Below are 15,184 nucleotides of genomic sequence, written 5' to 3' on the forward strand. Positions count from 1 at the left end.
AAAAGCACGTTCGGGCCATCTATCGGCCCGAACGTGCTTTTCGCGCCAAACAGCAGGCGGGTGGTGCTGGCGACATCAGCGTGACGACGCGTGCCAAGTCACCGAGCACCTCCACGACGGCGGTGGCGGCGTGATCACCACGACCAACCGGTCCGCCCTCGCCAAGACCGTCCTGACCGCCCTCGTCGCCCTGGCCGGCACCCTCAGCGCGGTCCGCGCGCTGCGCCCCTCCTGGGAAGCGCCCCTCCCCACCCCGCAGAACCTGCCAGAAGAACGCATGCAGGACTTCCGGGACGCGCTCTACTTCCCCGTCCGCGAGTTCCTCAACGGCGGCAACCCCTACGACCCCGCCGTGATGTTCGCGCACTGGCCCGTGCGCCAGAACTTCAACCTCTACCAGCCCTACCACCTCGTGCTGCACCTGCCGTTCGCGCTGCCGGACTACCGGGTCGGCGCGGTGGCGTTCGCACTGGCATGTCTGGTGCTGCTCATCGTCCTCGCGACGATGGCCGCCGGGCGGGCCGGGCTGCCGCTCGTCGCCGGGACCGTCGTTGTCGCCACGTTGCTGGTGACCAGTCAGGTCGGCAAGGCGCAGATGTACGTCGGGCAGGTCAACCCGTTGATCGCGGTCGGGGCGGCCGGGGCGTTGCTGTTGCGTACCAGGAGTCCTGGGTGGGCTTCGGCGGCGTTGGCGCTGGCGTGGCTCAAGCCGCAGTTCGGGTTGCCGCTGGCGTTGCTGATGTTCATCAGGGGTGATCGGAAGGTAGCGCTGCTGGGCACCGGGATCGCTGCTGCGGCCAGCCTTCCCGTGGTGGTGATCCTCGTCCTCAGGACCAGTGTCAGGGAGTTTCTCGACGTGATCTCCCGCAACCTCGCCCACGCGAGCCACACCGGGTACGGCGCGGTCGACTCCATGACCGCGCAACGGGTCGACCTGGCCGCCGTGTTCTTCCGGACGACGGGGTGGTTGCCGCCCGCCGCGGAACTGCTGGCGCTGGGCGGGGTTCTCGCGGTCACGGCGGTGCTCGTCCGCAGGCTCGACCGCACGAGCAGCGAGGCCGCGGACGTTCTCACGTGCCTCGGGGTCGTGGTGGCGCTCGTGCACCAGCCGGGCGACGTGCTGATCGCGGTGCCGGCCCTCGTCGCTCTGGCGGTCACCTGCTGGCGGAACAGGAAGGAACGTCACTGGAAGCTGGCCGCCGCCGCGACACTCCTCGTCACAGTCCCCTTCGCGCACCTGTACTTCGTCGACACGGCGATCAAGGAGCTGCTCGGGGCGCGCGCGAGCGTCACGCTGGACGGGCTCGCCGTCGTTGCGGCGTGGGGTGTGCTCGTCGTGTTCGCGATCAGGCTCACCGGGCGCCGCGCATGACCGACGTGGCGGTGCGGGGTTCGTTGTGGCTCTTCGCGGTCAACCTGGTGAGCAAGAGCAGCCAGATCGTCGTGACACTGGCACTCGCCCTGTTCCTCACGGAGACCGACCTCGGTGCGGTGGCGCTGGTGGTGTCGGTGGTCAACATCGGTCAGGTCGTGCAGGCGATGGGCGTCTACGACATCGTCAGCCGCACCGAGCTCGACCCGCTGCGCACGGCGGGCACCGTGCTCACCATGAGCGTCGCGACCGGTGCCGTCCTCGCCGCAACGCTGGCAGCAACAGCAAGCCCGATCGCCGCAGCACTCGGTGCACCAGAGGGGCTGCTGCGGCTCGCAGCGCTCACGTTGCCGTTCACGGCGGCGGGCGGGGTGCAGATGGCGTTGATGCACCGCGACCTCGACTTCCGGCGCCGCATGCTGCCCGACGCCGGTGGCATGGTGCTCGGGGCCGTGGTCACGGTGGCGCTGGCGGCACGCGGCGCCGGGCCCACGGCGGTGGTGCTGGGACTGCTCTGCACGGCCGTCGCGCAACCGGTGCTCGCGGTGATCGCGGGCGCACGGATCCGCCCCACCTGGGACCGCCGGGCCGCGAAGGAAGCGGCGTCGTGGATCGCGGTCGTCGGGCCCGGTGCGTTGATCGCGGTGATGCTGATCAACGTCGACTACCTCGCGCTCGGGCACGTGCTCGGGCCCGAGGCGGTGGGCGGGTACTCGCTCGCGTTCCGGATCGCCTGGGTGCCCTACATCATGATCGCGGTCGTCCTCGGCGGTGTGCTGTTCCCGATCTGCGCCCAGCTGGTCCGAAGTGGACAAAAGAACAAGCTCCCGGAGACGGCGGGCCGGTTCACCGTGGCGACGCTGGTGATCACCGGCGGGCTGTACCTCGCGATCGCGCTCAGGGCGGACGGCATCGTCGTGCTCGGGGAGCAGTGGGCGGACGCGGCACGGATCCTCGTGCTGCTGTGCGGCTACGGGCTCGGGCTGAGCCTGCTGCACGTCTGGTACCAGGCGATCAGGGCCGCCGGGCACGCGCGGCAGTACCTCGCCCTCGAGGCCGCCCACCTCGCCGCGCTGCTGACCGCACTGGTCTTCGCCACCCGGCACGGCCCCGTCGCGGTCGCCGTCACGCAGGTCACCGTCGTGTGGCTGCTGGTGCCGATCACCTGGCTGGTGCTCGTCCGCAACGGTCTCGCGTCGTCCCAACCGGCCCGTGCGGCCGTCACGGTCGTCGCCGGCGGACTGGTCAGCCTCGGCGTGAACCGGTTCCTGCCCGAGAGCGACACCGTCGTGAGTCTCATCGTCACCGGGGCAACCGTGCTCGCGGTCTACTGCGCGGTCGTGCTGCCGCTCAACCGCACCGTCCTCATCGGACTGAAGGAGCGGACGTGAAGGTCGTCCACGTGACGCAGCCCGTCGAGGCCGGGGTCGCGGTCGTGGTGCTCGAACTGGCCCGAGCGCAGCAGCAACGCGGCTGGGACGTCAGCATCGCCTGTCCGCCAACGGGGTGGCTCGCCGAACGGGCCCGCGAAGCCGGAATCCCGGTGCACGCCTGGCACGCGACACGTTCCCCCGGCCCGCGCACCGCCCTGGAACTCCGCGCCCTCCGCACAACGCTCAACACCCAGCGACCGGACGTCGTCCACCTGCACAGCTCCAAGGCCGGGCTCGCCAGGCTCGTGCTGCGCGGCCGCGTCCCGACGCTGTTCCAGCCGCACCTGTGGTCGTTCCGCATCGCCGACGGTCTGCTGAGCCGCGCCTGCCGCGTCTGGGAGGCACGCGCCTCCCGCTGGACCCACTTGCTCGTGTGCGTCAGCGACGACGAACTCGAAACCGGCCGCACCGCGGGAGTGACCGCACCAGCCGAGATCGTGTGCAACGGCGTCGACACCCGCCGCCTCACCCCGCAGCCCAAACCGTCCGACGTCCCGACCGCGGTGTGCGTCGGCCGGATCGCCCACCAGAAGGGCCAGGACCTGCTGCTCCAGGCTTGGCCCGAGGTCCTCGGCAAGGTCCCGGACGCCCGGCTGGTCGTGGTCGGCGACGGTCCCATGGCACAGGAACTGCGCGCCACCGACCATCCGAACGTGCACTGGCACGGGCACAGCGACGCACCGGCCGAGTTCTACACCCAGGCGGACGTCGTGGTCCTGCCGTCACGCGCCGAGGGCATGGCTTTGGTGCCGCTGGAAGCCATGGCCTGCGGACGTCCGGTCGTCGCATTCGACGTCGAGGGCGTGCGGCAGAGCATCGGCGACGCGGGCGAGGTCGTGCCCGCACAGGACGTCGCAGCACTGGCGCAAGCGATTGCGACCCGGCTCGCGGACCCGGAACTCGCGGCTGCAGAAGGAAAACGCGGCCGGGTGCGCGCCGAGACCCTGTTCGACCGCGACCGCATGACCGACCAGATCGTGACGCTCACCGAGAAACTGGTCTCCCAGAGAGGACCACGATGACACGGATCGCCTACCTGCTCACCCAGGACAGCGGTGGGCCGGTGGACGTCACCGTCCGCCTCGCCGCCGCGCTGGCCAAGACCGACAGCGCCGAGGTGCGCGTGTTCGGCCCCCGACCCCGCCGGGGCGCCGAGCTGGTCGACCCGTACTTCGAGGAGATCCTCGTGCCGCGCAAGGGGGACGTGCGCGCCGCACGGCTGGCGCGGGCCGCGCTCAGGACGTGGCGGCCGGACGTCGTGCACGCCCAGGACCGGCGGTCCGGCCTGGTGAGCGCGGGCCTCGCGACCACGGGCACCAAGATCGTGCACACCTACCACGGCGTGCCCGACGACGTGGAAGAGCCGTGGTTCCGCGGCGTGCGGGGCGCGGCGCCACCACCGGCGTACACGCGCGCCGTGCTCGCCGCCGACGCCGCCGTCGCCCGTGTCGTGCACCGGACCGTGGTTCCCGCCAGGGAGATGGGCAGGTTCCTGCGCGACCGGCTCTACGTGCCGCCGCACCGCATGACCCACATCGACAACTGCGTCGACGTCGGTGCCGCGAACCCGCCGGCCGGTCCGGTGCGCAAGCTGGTGTTCGTCGGCCTGCTGGTGGAGCGCAAAGGTTTGCTCACCCTGCTGGACGCGCTGGAGACCACGATGCCGGAGGACGCGACGCTCACCGTCGTGGGCGACGGTCCGCAGAGGATGCAGGCGGAAGGCCGGGTGTCCCGCCGCAACCTCGGTGACCGCGTGCGGTTCCTCGGGTTCCGGTCAGACGTCCCGGAACTGCTGCTGGAGCACGACGCGCTGGTGCTGCCGTCCACAATGGAGCAGCAGCCGCTCGTGGTCGCGGAAGCCATGGCTGCGGGCAAACCGGTGATCGCCACGGACACCGGCGGCGTGGCCGACATGTTGGGCGTTCCCGGTGCCGACCTCCCGCGGCCCGGTGACGTGGCGGCACTCGCGGCACGGCTGCGCGACCTGTTCGCCGACCCCGATCCCGCCGGAACGGGCGAGAAGCTGGCGATCAGGGCCAGGGAGCGGTTCACCGCCGAGGTGTGCGCGCGGCGGCACCTCGACCTCTACCGCAAGCTCACTTCGGGCCGTTGACGAACACGACCGCGTCCGCCGGTGCCAGGTCGAGCTGCGCCGGCACCGGTTCACCCCGCAGCGTGCGCAGGCCCGCGGGCGGGGTGAGCAGGACGGAGGTTTTCGTGGGGTTCACCGCCACCCAGCCGTTGCTGTAGCGGCGGTTCCACACCCCGCTCGGGAGGCGGTTGGCCGTCTCGACCGCCTCCCCGAGCCGCGCGTCCTGGTACAGCGACCAGTACGGGTTCTTGTAGTCGGGATCGGCCCTCGTCCAGCACGTGTGAGGGCTCGCGAGCAGCGCGGCCGACGCGTACCCGACGCGCTCCTCCTGCTCCGACTTGGTGTGCGTGACCAGCAGCAACCAGGACTCGCCGAGCGCGGCCTGGGCCCGCTGCTCCTTGAACTGGTTGCCCTGGAACGTGATCAGCTCGCCGGTGCCGTCGTCGCCGCGCAGGCCGAAGTTCTCCTCCATCGCACCCGCGTACCGGGAGTGCGCCGACCACCGGCCCGGCGTCAGCTGGGACTCCGACACGTTGGGCACCAGCATCTTCCCGGACTTCTCCAGGGCGTCACCGGCGAGCGCGAGCATGCCGTCGAGGCCGTCGCGCAGCAGCCGGTCGGTCCCCGCCGTGTCGGCGGTGCCCGCGATCACCGCGGGCGAGTAGTACTTGAGCGAGCTGAAGTCGTTGTCCGCCAGCACGCCGTCCCAGCCCTCGCGGAGCACCTCGGCGACGACGGCGTCCGCCCACGACTTCTGGTAGGCCGGGTCCCACACCGTCATCTGCCAGTGCTTCGGGTACCCGGCCCACTCGATGCGCTGCCCCTTCGTGTCGATCGCGAACCACTCGGGGTGCTGCTGTTCCGCCGCGAAGTACCCGACCCCGGTGGGCAGGTACTTCGCGTCCCGGCCGGCCACGATCGCGCCCTCGTAGTTGCGGGCGCTGGAGAAGTCCTTGTACACCAGGACCTTCATCTTGGGGTTCAGCTCGTGGAGCTTGCGCATGGCCGCCGTCTCCCACGCGTTCAGCACCACCACGTCGTAGTGCTTCGCGGCGGCCTTGAGCTCCCAGGAGGACGGCGAGTCGCCGATGCCGTACCACCACGCGCACGGCGCCAGCGGTTTCGGCACCGGCCCCGTGACGATGGGCTCGGTCGCCTCGCTGACCGTGCACGCGCTCGAAAGGAGTACGAACGCGACAGCGGCGAATCGGCGGATCAGCGATTTCTGCGCCAACACAACTCCCCTGCTGTCATCAAGAGAATCCTCAGGTCCAGCCACAACGACCAATTCGCGATGTAGTAGTTGTCGTATCGAGACCTGTCGGCGATTGAAGTGTCACCTCGCAACCCGTGCACCTGGGCGAGCCCTGTCAGGCCGGTCGGAACGCGATGGCGAGCCCAATATAGCTCGTGAATTGCCGAAAACTCGCGAACGAAACCCGGGCGTTCCGGGCGGGGCCCCACCACGCACATGTCGCCGCGCAGCACGTTCCACAGCTGGGGCAGCTCGTCGATCGACGTGCGGCGCAGGAACCTGCCCACCGGACCGACCCGCGAGTCGCCCTCGACCGACCACTTCACCTGCGAGTCGTCCTCGCCGGACTGCCGCACGCTGCGGATCTTGTAGAGGACGAACGTGCGGTCGTCCATGCCGACGCGGACCTGGCGGAAGAAGAGCGGCCGGCCGCTCTCGACCAGCACCGCGAGCGCGCACAGGCCGATCACCGGCGACAGCACCACGAGCGCGACCGCCGCGAGCAGGAGGTCGGCCGCGCGCTTGATCCACCAGGTCGGTCTGCTGGTCGGGGCGGTGCCGAGGCGCATCAGCGGGTAGCTGCGCAGCCGTTCGATGCCGGGGCCGTCGGGGTGCAGCTCGAACATGCGCGGCACGACGAGCGTCGAGCAGCCGAGCCGGTGGGCCGTGATGGCCGCGTCGACCAGCGGTGAGTCGCGGGTGTGCGAGAACGCGAGCACCACGGTGCCCGCCCGCAGCCGCACGATGGCGTCCGCGAGGTCGCCGTCGACGATCTCCAGCACCGGCGGCTGCCGGTCGGGATCGGGGCCGGAGTCGGCGAACGCGACAGGTCGCAGACCGAACTCGGGGTGCTCCAGCATCGTGCGCGCGAGGTTCACGCCGACCTCGCCCGCGCCGACGATGATCGTGCGGTCGCAGCGGTCGAACCGCCTGCGGCACCAGCGGCCGAACGCGAACACGAACCACCTGACCGGCTCGATGACCAGCGCGAACGTGATCATCGCCCACTGCACCGCGGCCACGTCCTGCTGCGCCGCGCCGCCGACCAGGCCGATGCCGGCGAGCAGCGCGAACGCCAGCGCCGTGCTCGCCGCGGACCGGGGCAGGTCCTGCAGCCAGGACAGCCACAGACGCCTGCGGTACAGGCGCCAGGATCCCCTGATCGTGAGCACCGCGGCCGCGACCGCACCGCCCCAGACCCAGCCGAGTTCGCGGTGCAGGGACACCGCCACGAGCGTCGCGCAGTCGACGAGGACCAGCAGCACCGCGACGGCGTTCACCCGGCTGAGCAGGTCACGGCGACCCCCGGGCTGTCTGACGCCGGGCTGGACGGGGCGTCCGGGATCAGCCTCCCGAGCCGGGAGTGGTGCGGCTGGAACGGCAACCGCCGAGAATCGCCTCATTAGAAGATCATCCGATCGAAGGAGTTTTGACCACGGGACCGCTCGAAAGAGTGAATGTGCGATGAGAAATCATCTCTTCGGGTGTCAACATTCCCTCTTTGGTGTCCCGACCCAACGCAGTTGGTGAGGTTTCGACATAGTTGCTGCCCTGAAGTCGCCCAGGGCCGTCTCAAAGCTTTAGCACGCCGTGTCAATAATTCACGCCACCAACCGCGAGCCACCGAAGAGGGGGCATTGAGTGAGAGTCGACGAACACGGGATCCGGCATTCTGCCGGGGACCCCGCCGCGGTCGTGCAGCACACGACCCACGTGCACGTCGTCCTGCCCGCCTACAACGAGGCGGCCGCGCTCCCGCGGTTGCTGCGCCGCACCGCCGAGGTCGAGCTCGACGGCCGGATCACGGTCTGGGTGGTCGACGACGGGTCGTCCGACGGCACCGGCGACTGTGTGGCCGGAGTGCGCGGCCTCGACGTCCGCCTGGTGCGTCACCCGGAGAACCTCGGCCTCGGCCAGGCCGTCCAGTCAGGACTCAGGGCGGTGCTCGCGGAAGCGGCGCCGGACCACGTCCTGGTCGTGATGGACGCCGACGACACGCACGATCCCGGCGTGATTCCCGCGCTGCTGAAGGAGATCTCAGCCGGCGCGGACATCGTGATCTGCTCCCGGTTCGTCGACGGCGGTGACGACTCGACGGCGCCGCGCTGGCGCCGGTTGTTGTCCCGCGGCGCCACCGTCGTGCTGCGCAGGGCGCTCGAGGTCGAGGGCGTGCAGGACTTCACCAGCGGGTTCCGCGCCTACCGGGTGAGCCTGCTGCGCCGCGCCGCCGCGCACTGGGGCGAGCGGCTGGTCGAGGAACGCGGGTTCGCCTGCATGGTCGAGCTGCTGCTGAAGCTGCGGCACTGCGCGCCGGTGGTCAGCGAGATCCCGCTGAAGCTGCGCTACGACCGCAAGCCCACCCCCAGCAAGCTCAAGCTCGGCCGGACGCTGAGGCAGTACCTGCTGTTGCTCACGCGTGACCGGCTCGCGCCCGTTCCGTTCAGGAAGCTCTGATGTCATCCCGCGTCGTCGTCATCGGCGGAGGCATCTGCGGCCTCGCCACCGCGCACCGGCTCGTCCGCGCAGGACTGCCCGTGACGCTGCTCGAGGCCAGCGACCAGCTCGGCGGCCTCGGCACGTTCTTCTCGTCGCAGGACCGGTGGGTGGAGCGCTTCTACCACTGCGTGATGCCGAGCGACGACGCGCTGCTCGCCCTGCTCGACGAGGTGGGGTTGACCGACGGCGTCGGCTGGCGCCCCACCCGGATGGGCATGGTCGTCGACGGCGTGCACCGCTCGTTCAACTCCGCGCTGGACCTGCTGCGGTTCACGCCGCTGAGCCTCGCCGACCGGATCCGGTTCGGCGTGATCTCGTTGCTGCTGCGCAGGCTCGGCAAGGGCAAGGACCTCGACCGGATGCGCACCGAGGACTGGTTGCGCGGCCTGTACGGCGACAAGGTCTGGAGCACGCTGCTCGCGCCGATGTTCGGCGCCAAGTTCGGCTCGGCGTTCGGTGACGTGCCGGCGCTGTACCTGTGGCAGCGGCTCGGCCGGGAGAGCAACGACTCCGTGCGCGGCTACCCCGCCGGCGGCTACAAGAGCGTGATCGACGCCCTGCGCGCGTCCATCGAGGCGGGCGGCGGCGAGGTCCGCACGTCCGCGCCCGTGAGCCGCGTGGAGACCGCACCGGACCGGGTGCTCGTCACGCTGGCCGACGGCGACACGATCGAGGCGGACCACGCCGTCTCCACCGTGCCGCTGCCCGCGTTGCGGGGCATCGCGGACGAGGACCTGGCGCGACGGCTGCCCGAGGTGCGTCTGCCCTACCAGGGCGTCGTGAACACGTTGTTCTTCCTCCGCAAGCCGTTGTCCGGGCACTACTGGGCGCCGGTGCTGCGCTCGGGCACGGACTTCGACGGCGTGATCGAGATGACGCCGCTGACCGGCACCGAGCGGTACGGCGACAGGCACCTCGTGTACGTCATGCGCTACACCGACCGCGAGTCCGCGCTGTACCGCGAGGACGACGCGAGCATCGCCGAGAGGTGGACCGAGCAGCTGCTGAGCCTCCACGAAGGACTGGCGCCGGAGGACGTCGACGAGGTGCGCGTGTTCAAAGCGCCGTTCGTCGAACCGGTGTACCCGCTCGGGTACCTGTCCCAGCGCCCCGCCGTCGAGGTGCCCGGCACCCGCCTGATGCTCGCCACCACGGCCCACGTCTACCCCAACGTCACGAGCTGGAACTCGAGCGTCGAGCTCGCGAACTCCGTGACGGACCTGCTCCTGCGCGACGCCAGGAGATCATCGACCCAGGAGAACACCGCATGGCCCGCAGAATCGGCGCGGTGATCGCCGCACTCACGATCACCGCGGTCAACCTCGTTTCCTCACAGGACGTCCAGGCCGATCCGTCGCCCCTGCTGCCCGACCTGAGGCAGGCGCCCATCGGCTGCCCCGGCGGCTTCTCCGGCAGCCCGGTCACGTGCCGCGCCTGGGACGTGTGCCCGGTGGAACACGCCTCGGAGCCGCGGGGCAAGTGCGTGTACGGCGACGGACCGGTCGAAGCGGTCCGGCTGCGGTTCACCACCTCGATCGACAACATCGGCGACGGCCCGTTGCTGCTGCACGCGCACCGCGACAGCACCGACGTGCCCACGATGAAGGTCCGCCAGGCGATCCAGTCCGGTGTGGACGGTTCGATCGCGGGCTCGTTCGCCGAGGCGCGGCGCGAGACCCGGTCCAGCGCCTACTACGAGCCCGCACCGACGCACGAGCACTGGCACCTGCTCAGCTTCGAGTACTTCCAGCTGCGTACCCCCGACGGCGGTGTCGTCGTGACGGACCGCAAGAACGGCTTCTGCATCGGTGACCGCTACACGGTCCGCGACGACCTCGACCACCGGCCCGCCGACCCGGAGAGTCCCGCCGGGCAGCTGGCGGGCCGCCTGGACGGTCACATGTGCGAACACCACAACCCGTCCGCTCTGGACGTGATGTTCGGGATCTCCGTCGGTGCCGGTGACGACTACAAGCACGAGGTCGACTTCCAATGGCTGGATCTCACCCGCGTGCCGTCCGGGATCTACGACGTCGTCAACGTCGTGAACTCCGACAGGGCGTTGCTGGAGAAGAACTACGACAACAACGCGTCGTCGATCGCGATCTCCGTGCAGTGGCCGCGCGGTGCGGCGAACCCGCCTGCCACGATCGAGACGCCGCCGACCGTGCGCATGATCCGCAGCTGTCCCGGCAAGGAACGGTGCGCGAAGGGCCGCTGAACCGAGCCACCGTCAATACTTCACGAACGGGGTGTGTCCGCAGTTGCGGACACACCCCGTTCCTTTTGTGCCGAGACAAACGGTCAGCAATCGGGCGTCTATCACAGTCCCCATTGGAAAAGCAATCCATCACTCTTCGGAACCGAATTCGATCACACATAGCACACGTGCAGGCAGCCGCACAATTCCTCCCTGCAACAACAAACTCGCGATCAAGTCAATAGGCCAAGCAGTGCAACGTTGATCACAGCCCAGAGTGTCTTAGGCAACCCCCTTGGACCTTGACCTGGGCATGTGGTGGGTTGAGAGAATTCAGCTCGCGATTCCACCCCGTCAGGATTGCGATCCGACCCTGATTCCCCCCGATCAGGAGTGCCCACCTTGAGCACGCCAGCCGTCTCATTACGCGATTTCGTCCTAGGCCAACTACGAAACCTCCTGCGAGCTGTCGGTTTGGCGAAGTCCGCAGAAAGAGCGACGAATCTGCTGGGTGAGGCATTGGGCCCCGGTAGCCTTCAGCCCCTCTCCGCGGTTCCGAGCTGGTCCTCTTTCGTCGCCGACGACCACACCCCGGTCGAATTCTCGGTGGCTTTGGCCCGAAACGAACCGCCCACCGTCCGCATGATCGTGGAGTCGCTCGCCGAACAGCCCGGCACGCGAGCGAACCTCGCCGAGGCCCTCGAGGTGCTCGACCGGCTGACCGCGCAGCACCAGCTGGACCTCGGGCAGCTGGACCGGGTGCGGGACCTCTTCCTCCCGGACGACCCGCAGGGCGCGTTCGCGTTCTGGTACTCGCTGATCGTCGGGCCCGACGCGCCCGCGATCAAGGTCTACCTCAACCCCGAGGTGCGCGGGCGTGAGAGCGCGACCAGGTTGGTGGGCGAGGCGTTGGATCGGCTCGGTCTGAGCGCGGTGCTCCCCGCGATCACCGAGCACGCGTTGCGCAGGGAGGGCCTGGACCGGTTCTCGTTCTTCGCGATCGACCTGACGGACTCCAGCCGGGCTCGGGTGAAGACCTACGTGTCCCACGAGGACGCCGTGGTGCAGAACGTGGTGCGGGCCGCGTCGGCGGTAGCGGACGTGGACCTGGAACTCCTGGCGGACGTCACGGAACTGGCCTGCGGCGGCACGGGACCGTTCACCGGCCGCCCGCTGATGTCGAGCTACACCTTCATGGCCGGCGACACGGACCGGCCGAGCGGCTACTCCCTCTACATCCCGGTGCGGGACTACGTGCAGGACGACCTCGAAGCGTGTGAGCGCGTTCTCGCGATCATGACGAGGTGCGGGCTCGACACGGCACCGTTCGTCATGGCTCTCGCGAGCATCGTCCGGCGGCCGCTGGGCGAGGGCGTCGGACTCATCGCCCACGTGTCGCTGCGGCTCGGCAGGCCGCGGCCAGGAGTCACGGTCTACCTGTCTTCGGAGGCGTACGCCGTCACGCCTCCGCGCACCGAAGCACTGTCCGCCTAGAAAGGCACGTCCGTGGAGCCGTACCGCATCAAGGTCGTCGAACCCATTCCCATCACCACTCGCGAGTACCGGGAACGCGTGTACGCCGCCGCCGGGTACAACCAGTTCAACCTCACCGCGGACGACGTGACGATCGACCTGCTCAGCGACTCCGGCACCGGTGCGCTGTCCGCCGAGCAGCAGGCCGCCGGCATGCGCGGCGACGAGACCTACGCGGGCGCGCGGTCGTGGTTCCGGTTCCGCGAGGTGGCCGAGGACCTGACGGGTTACCGGCACATCTACCCGGTGCACCAGGGCCGTGCCGCGGAACGGATCCTGTTCACCGCGTTGCTCGAGCCGGGGCAGGTCTCGCTCAGCAACACGCACTTCGACACCACGCGCGCGAACGTGGAACTGGTGGGAGCCGTGGCGCGGGACATCCCGTGCCCGGCGGCGAAAGACCTCGACAGCGACGAGCCGTTCAAGGGCGACATCGACCTCGTCGCGCTCGAAGAGGCGTTGAGCGGCCCTGACGACGTCGGCCAGGTGCTGATGACGATCACCAACAACGGCGGCGGCGGCCAGCCGGTCTCCATGGCGAACATCAAGGCGGCCAGCAAGTTGTGCCGCAAGCACGGGGTGCCGTTCATCCTCGACGCGGCCAGGTTCGCCGAGAACGCGTGGCTCGTGACCCAGCGGGAGAAGAAGTACCAGGACCGCAGCCCGCGCGACGTCGCGAAGAAGGCGTTCCGGCTGGCCGACGGTTGCGTGCTCAGCCTGAAGAAGGACGGCATCGTCCACATCGGAGGGATGCTCGCGCTCAACGACCCGGATCTGGCCAAGCAGTGCGAACTCCTGCTGATCGCCACCGAGGGGTTCCGCACCTACGGCGGGCTCTCCGGGCGCGATCTCGACATGTGCGCGCAGGGCCTGGTCGAGGTGACCGACCCGCTGTACCTGCGGGAGCGGGCCGAGGCGACCGCGTACCTCGCGGACTGCGCGCGCGAGGCCGGGGTGGACAGCGTGCGGCCGACCGGTGTCCACGCCGTCTACCTCAACGCGGCCAGGCTGCTGCCGCACGTCCCGCCGAGCAGGTTCACCGGTCACGCGCTCGCGTCGGAGCTGTACCTGGCGGGCGGAATCCGGTGTGCCGAGGTGGGTTCGCTCTACCTCGGGGAGATCGACTCCTCGGGAGAGCTGGTCACGCCGGCGCCGTTCGAGCTCGTGCGCCTGGCGATCCCGCGGCGCGTCTACACCCGCAGCCACCTGGAGTACGTGGCGGAGACGCTCGCGGGGATCGCCAAGAACCCGGAGAAGGTTCCCGGCTACCGGCTAACGGAAGCACCGGCGATGCTGCGCCCGTTCCGCTGCCGCCTGGAGCAAGTTCGCTGACGATGAACGGCGCATTCGTTCACCTCAGGTGGACAAATGCGCCGTTCATCCAGGTCGTCAGGCCATCACGTCGAGCTTGTTCATCGCGTGCTCGATCACGCGCACCAGCACGGCCTTGCACGACTCGCGGTCACGGGCGTCGCACAGCACCAGCGGCACCGTGTCCGCGACGTCGAGCGCGGCGCGCATCTCGTCCGTCGTGTAGGAGTGGCTGCCCTCGAAGCAGTTCACGGCCACCACGAACGGGATGCCGCGGCGCTCGAAGAAGTCGATCGCGCCGAACCCCGCGTCCAGCCTGCGGGTGTCGACGAGCACGACCGCGCCGATCGCGCCCATCGACAGCTCGTCCCACATGAACCAGAAGCGGTCCTGGCCGGGCGTGCCGAACAGGTAGAGCACGAGCTCCGGGTTGATCGTGATGCGGCCGAAGTCGAGTGCGACAGTGGTGGTGTTCTTGCCCTCCACACCGGCGAGGTCGTCGATCTCCTCGCCGGCCTCGGTGAGCAGCTCCTCGGTCCGCAGCGGGGTGATCTCGCTGACCGCGCCGACCATCGTGGTCTTGCCGACGCCGAACCCGCCCGCGACCACGATCTTGACCGAGGAGGGGACGAGCAGCTCTTCGCGCCGCTGCTCAGATTGCACGGACACCATCGAGCACCTTCTGGAGTAGGTTCAGGTCGACCGGGACCGCCGTTCTCGACGGGTCCCGGGTGATGACGTCACCGCGCTGGATGAGGTCGCTCAGCAACACCTTCACGACCACGAGCGGCGCGTGCAGGTAGGCGGCGACCTCGGCGACGGACAGCGGTTTCCGGCACAGTTTGATGATTTCGAGGTGCTCGACCGAGAGCGAGGTGTGGTCGGACGACGTCCGCAGCGCTCGCACCTGGGTCGTGAGGGTCAGTTCCTCGCCCGCGGGCTTGGGCCTGGTGCGACCGCTCACCATCGCGTAGGGGCGGACCAGGGGGCCCGCCGCCTCGTCGTACCACCAGTCCGCCGAGTGCTGGCTCATGACAGGCCCAGTGCGTTCGGCAACCGGGGCGATGCCAGTGTTCTCGGCGCTGAGGAGAGGTACGCGCCCACGCGCTTCACGAGCATGTTCATCTCGTAGGCGATCATGCCCATGTCGGCGTCCTCGTCACCGACGACGGCGAGGCAGGCGCCCTGCCCCGCGGCGGTGACGAACAGGTGCGCGCGCTCCATCTCCACGATGGTCTGCCGGACCTGCCCGCCCCCGAAGTGCCGTCCGGTGCCCCGAGCGAGGCTCTGGAACGCCGACGCCATCGCCGAGAGGTGATCGGAGTCGTCCTTGGACAGTTCGGGAGAGCGGGCGAGCAGCAGACCGTCCGCCGAGAGCACGACCGCGTGCCGGGCACCGACCACTCTGGCGACGAGGTCTTCCAGCAGCCAGTTGAGCTCGGGGTGCCCGCCGGTCAGGTCGTCCACGGAAATAGCCCTTTCGGTGTTAGGC

The 15,184-nt window shown here is 69.5% G+C and carries 14 protein-coding genes; 9 read left to right on the forward strand and 5 right to left on the reverse strand.

What is annotated here, in order from left to right:
- Positions 1-130 precede the first annotated feature (130 nt).
- Genes ACFOWZ_RS03495 through ACFOWZ_RS03510 form a run of 4 tightly spaced genes read left to right on the forward strand, consistent with a single transcriptional unit; the run spans position 131 to position 4,918 of the window.
- Complete coding sequence (locus ACFOWZ_RS03495; protein WP_382368518.1) at positions 131-1,372, forward strand: glycosyltransferase family 87 protein; 1,242 nt, start codon at positions 131-133, stop codon at positions 1,370-1,372.
- Positions 1,369-2,763: an oligosaccharide flippase family protein gene (locus ACFOWZ_RS03500; protein ID WP_382368521.1), complete on the forward strand. Its 1,395-nt coding sequence runs from the start codon at positions 1,369-1,371 to the stop codon at positions 2,761-2,763. Before ACFOWZ_RS03495 ends, ACFOWZ_RS03500 begins: the two co-directional genes overlap by 4 nt.
- Positions 2,760-3,827, forward strand: a complete 1,068-nt coding sequence (locus ACFOWZ_RS03505) for a glycosyltransferase (RefSeq protein WP_382368524.1) — start codon at positions 2,760-2,762, stop codon at positions 3,825-3,827. The genes ACFOWZ_RS03500 and ACFOWZ_RS03505 overlap by 4 nt, the downstream gene beginning before the upstream one ends.
- Positions 3,824-4,918, forward strand: coding sequence for a glycosyltransferase family 4 protein (locus ACFOWZ_RS03510; protein ID WP_382368527.1), 1,095 nt, complete (start codon positions 3,824-3,826; stop codon positions 4,916-4,918). Before ACFOWZ_RS03505 ends, ACFOWZ_RS03510 begins: the two co-directional genes overlap by 4 nt.
- Here ACFOWZ_RS03510 and ACFOWZ_RS03515 read toward each other — a convergent pair.
- A complete protein-coding gene (locus ACFOWZ_RS03515; RefSeq protein WP_382368530.1) occupies positions 4,902-6,131 on the reverse strand; it encodes a putative glycoside hydrolase family 15 protein in 1,230 nt (409 codons plus the stop codon). The genes ACFOWZ_RS03510 and ACFOWZ_RS03515 overlap by 17 nt on opposite strands.
- Positions 6,113-7,432, reverse strand: a complete 1,320-nt coding sequence (locus ACFOWZ_RS03520) for a sugar transferase (RefSeq protein WP_382368533.1) — start codon at positions 7,430-7,432, stop codon at positions 6,113-6,115. The genes ACFOWZ_RS03515 and ACFOWZ_RS03520 overlap by 19 nt, the downstream gene beginning before the upstream one ends.
- Before the next feature lie 361 nt (positions 7,433-7,793).
- Here ACFOWZ_RS03520 and ACFOWZ_RS03525 point away from each other — a divergent pair, with 361 nt between their 5' ends.
- The 5 genes from ACFOWZ_RS03525 (at position 7,794) to ACFOWZ_RS03545 (ending at position 13,713) form a co-directional block, all read left to right on the forward strand.
- A complete protein-coding gene (locus ACFOWZ_RS03525; RefSeq protein ID WP_382368536.1) occupies positions 7,794-8,606 on the forward strand; it encodes a glycosyltransferase in 813 nt (270 codons plus the stop codon).
- A complete protein-coding gene (locus ACFOWZ_RS03530) occupies positions 8,606-9,940 on the forward strand; it encodes an NAD(P)/FAD-dependent oxidoreductase (protein ID WP_382368539.1) in 1,335 nt (444 codons plus the stop codon). Before ACFOWZ_RS03525 ends, ACFOWZ_RS03530 begins: the two co-directional genes overlap by 1 nt.
- Positions 9,916-10,869, forward strand: coding sequence for a lysyl oxidase family protein (locus tag ACFOWZ_RS03535; protein WP_382368542.1), 954 nt, complete (start codon positions 9,916-9,918; stop codon positions 10,867-10,869). The genes ACFOWZ_RS03530 and ACFOWZ_RS03535 overlap by 25 nt, the downstream gene beginning before the upstream one ends.
- A 372-nt stretch (positions 10,870-11,241) precedes the next feature.
- On the forward strand, positions 11,242-12,342 hold the full coding sequence (locus tag ACFOWZ_RS03540) for a tryptophan dimethylallyltransferase family protein (RefSeq protein ID WP_382368545.1): 1,101 nt from the start codon (positions 11,242-11,244) through the stop codon (positions 12,340-12,342).
- 12 nt (positions 12,343-12,354) lie between these two features.
- Positions 12,355-13,713 carry a tryptophanase gene (locus ACFOWZ_RS03545; RefSeq protein WP_382368548.1) on the forward strand — a complete coding sequence of 453 codons (1,359 nt, stop codon included), beginning with the start codon at positions 12,355-12,357 and terminating at the stop codon, positions 13,711-13,713.
- A 57-nt stretch (positions 13,714-13,770) separates the two neighbouring features.
- Here ACFOWZ_RS03545 and ACFOWZ_RS03550 read toward each other — a convergent pair whose 3' ends face one another.
- Genes ACFOWZ_RS03550 through ACFOWZ_RS03560 form a run of 3 tightly spaced genes read right to left on the reverse strand, consistent with a single transcriptional unit; the run spans position 13,771 to position 15,159 of the window.
- Positions 13,771-14,364: a GTP-binding protein gene (locus tag ACFOWZ_RS03550; protein ID WP_382368551.1), complete on the reverse strand. Its 594-nt coding sequence runs from the start codon at positions 14,362-14,364 to the stop codon at positions 13,771-13,773.
- On the reverse strand, positions 14,345-14,725 hold the full coding sequence (locus ACFOWZ_RS03555; RefSeq protein WP_382368554.1) for a DUF742 domain-containing protein: 381 nt from the start codon (positions 14,723-14,725) through the stop codon (positions 14,345-14,347). The genes ACFOWZ_RS03550 and ACFOWZ_RS03555 overlap by 20 nt, the downstream gene beginning before the upstream one ends.
- Positions 14,722-15,159: a roadblock/LC7 domain-containing protein gene (locus ACFOWZ_RS03560; RefSeq protein ID WP_030468456.1), complete on the reverse strand. Its 438-nt coding sequence runs from the start codon at positions 15,157-15,159 to the stop codon at positions 14,722-14,724. Before ACFOWZ_RS03560 ends, ACFOWZ_RS03555 begins: the two co-directional genes overlap by 4 nt.
- Positions 15,160-15,184: the final 25 nt, after the last annotated feature.

It is taken from the genome of Lentzea rhizosphaerae, assembly GCF_042649515.1.
In the GTDB taxonomy this organism is placed as follows: domain Bacteria; phylum Actinomycetota; class Actinomycetes; order Mycobacteriales; family Pseudonocardiaceae; genus Lentzea; species Lentzea aerocolonigenes.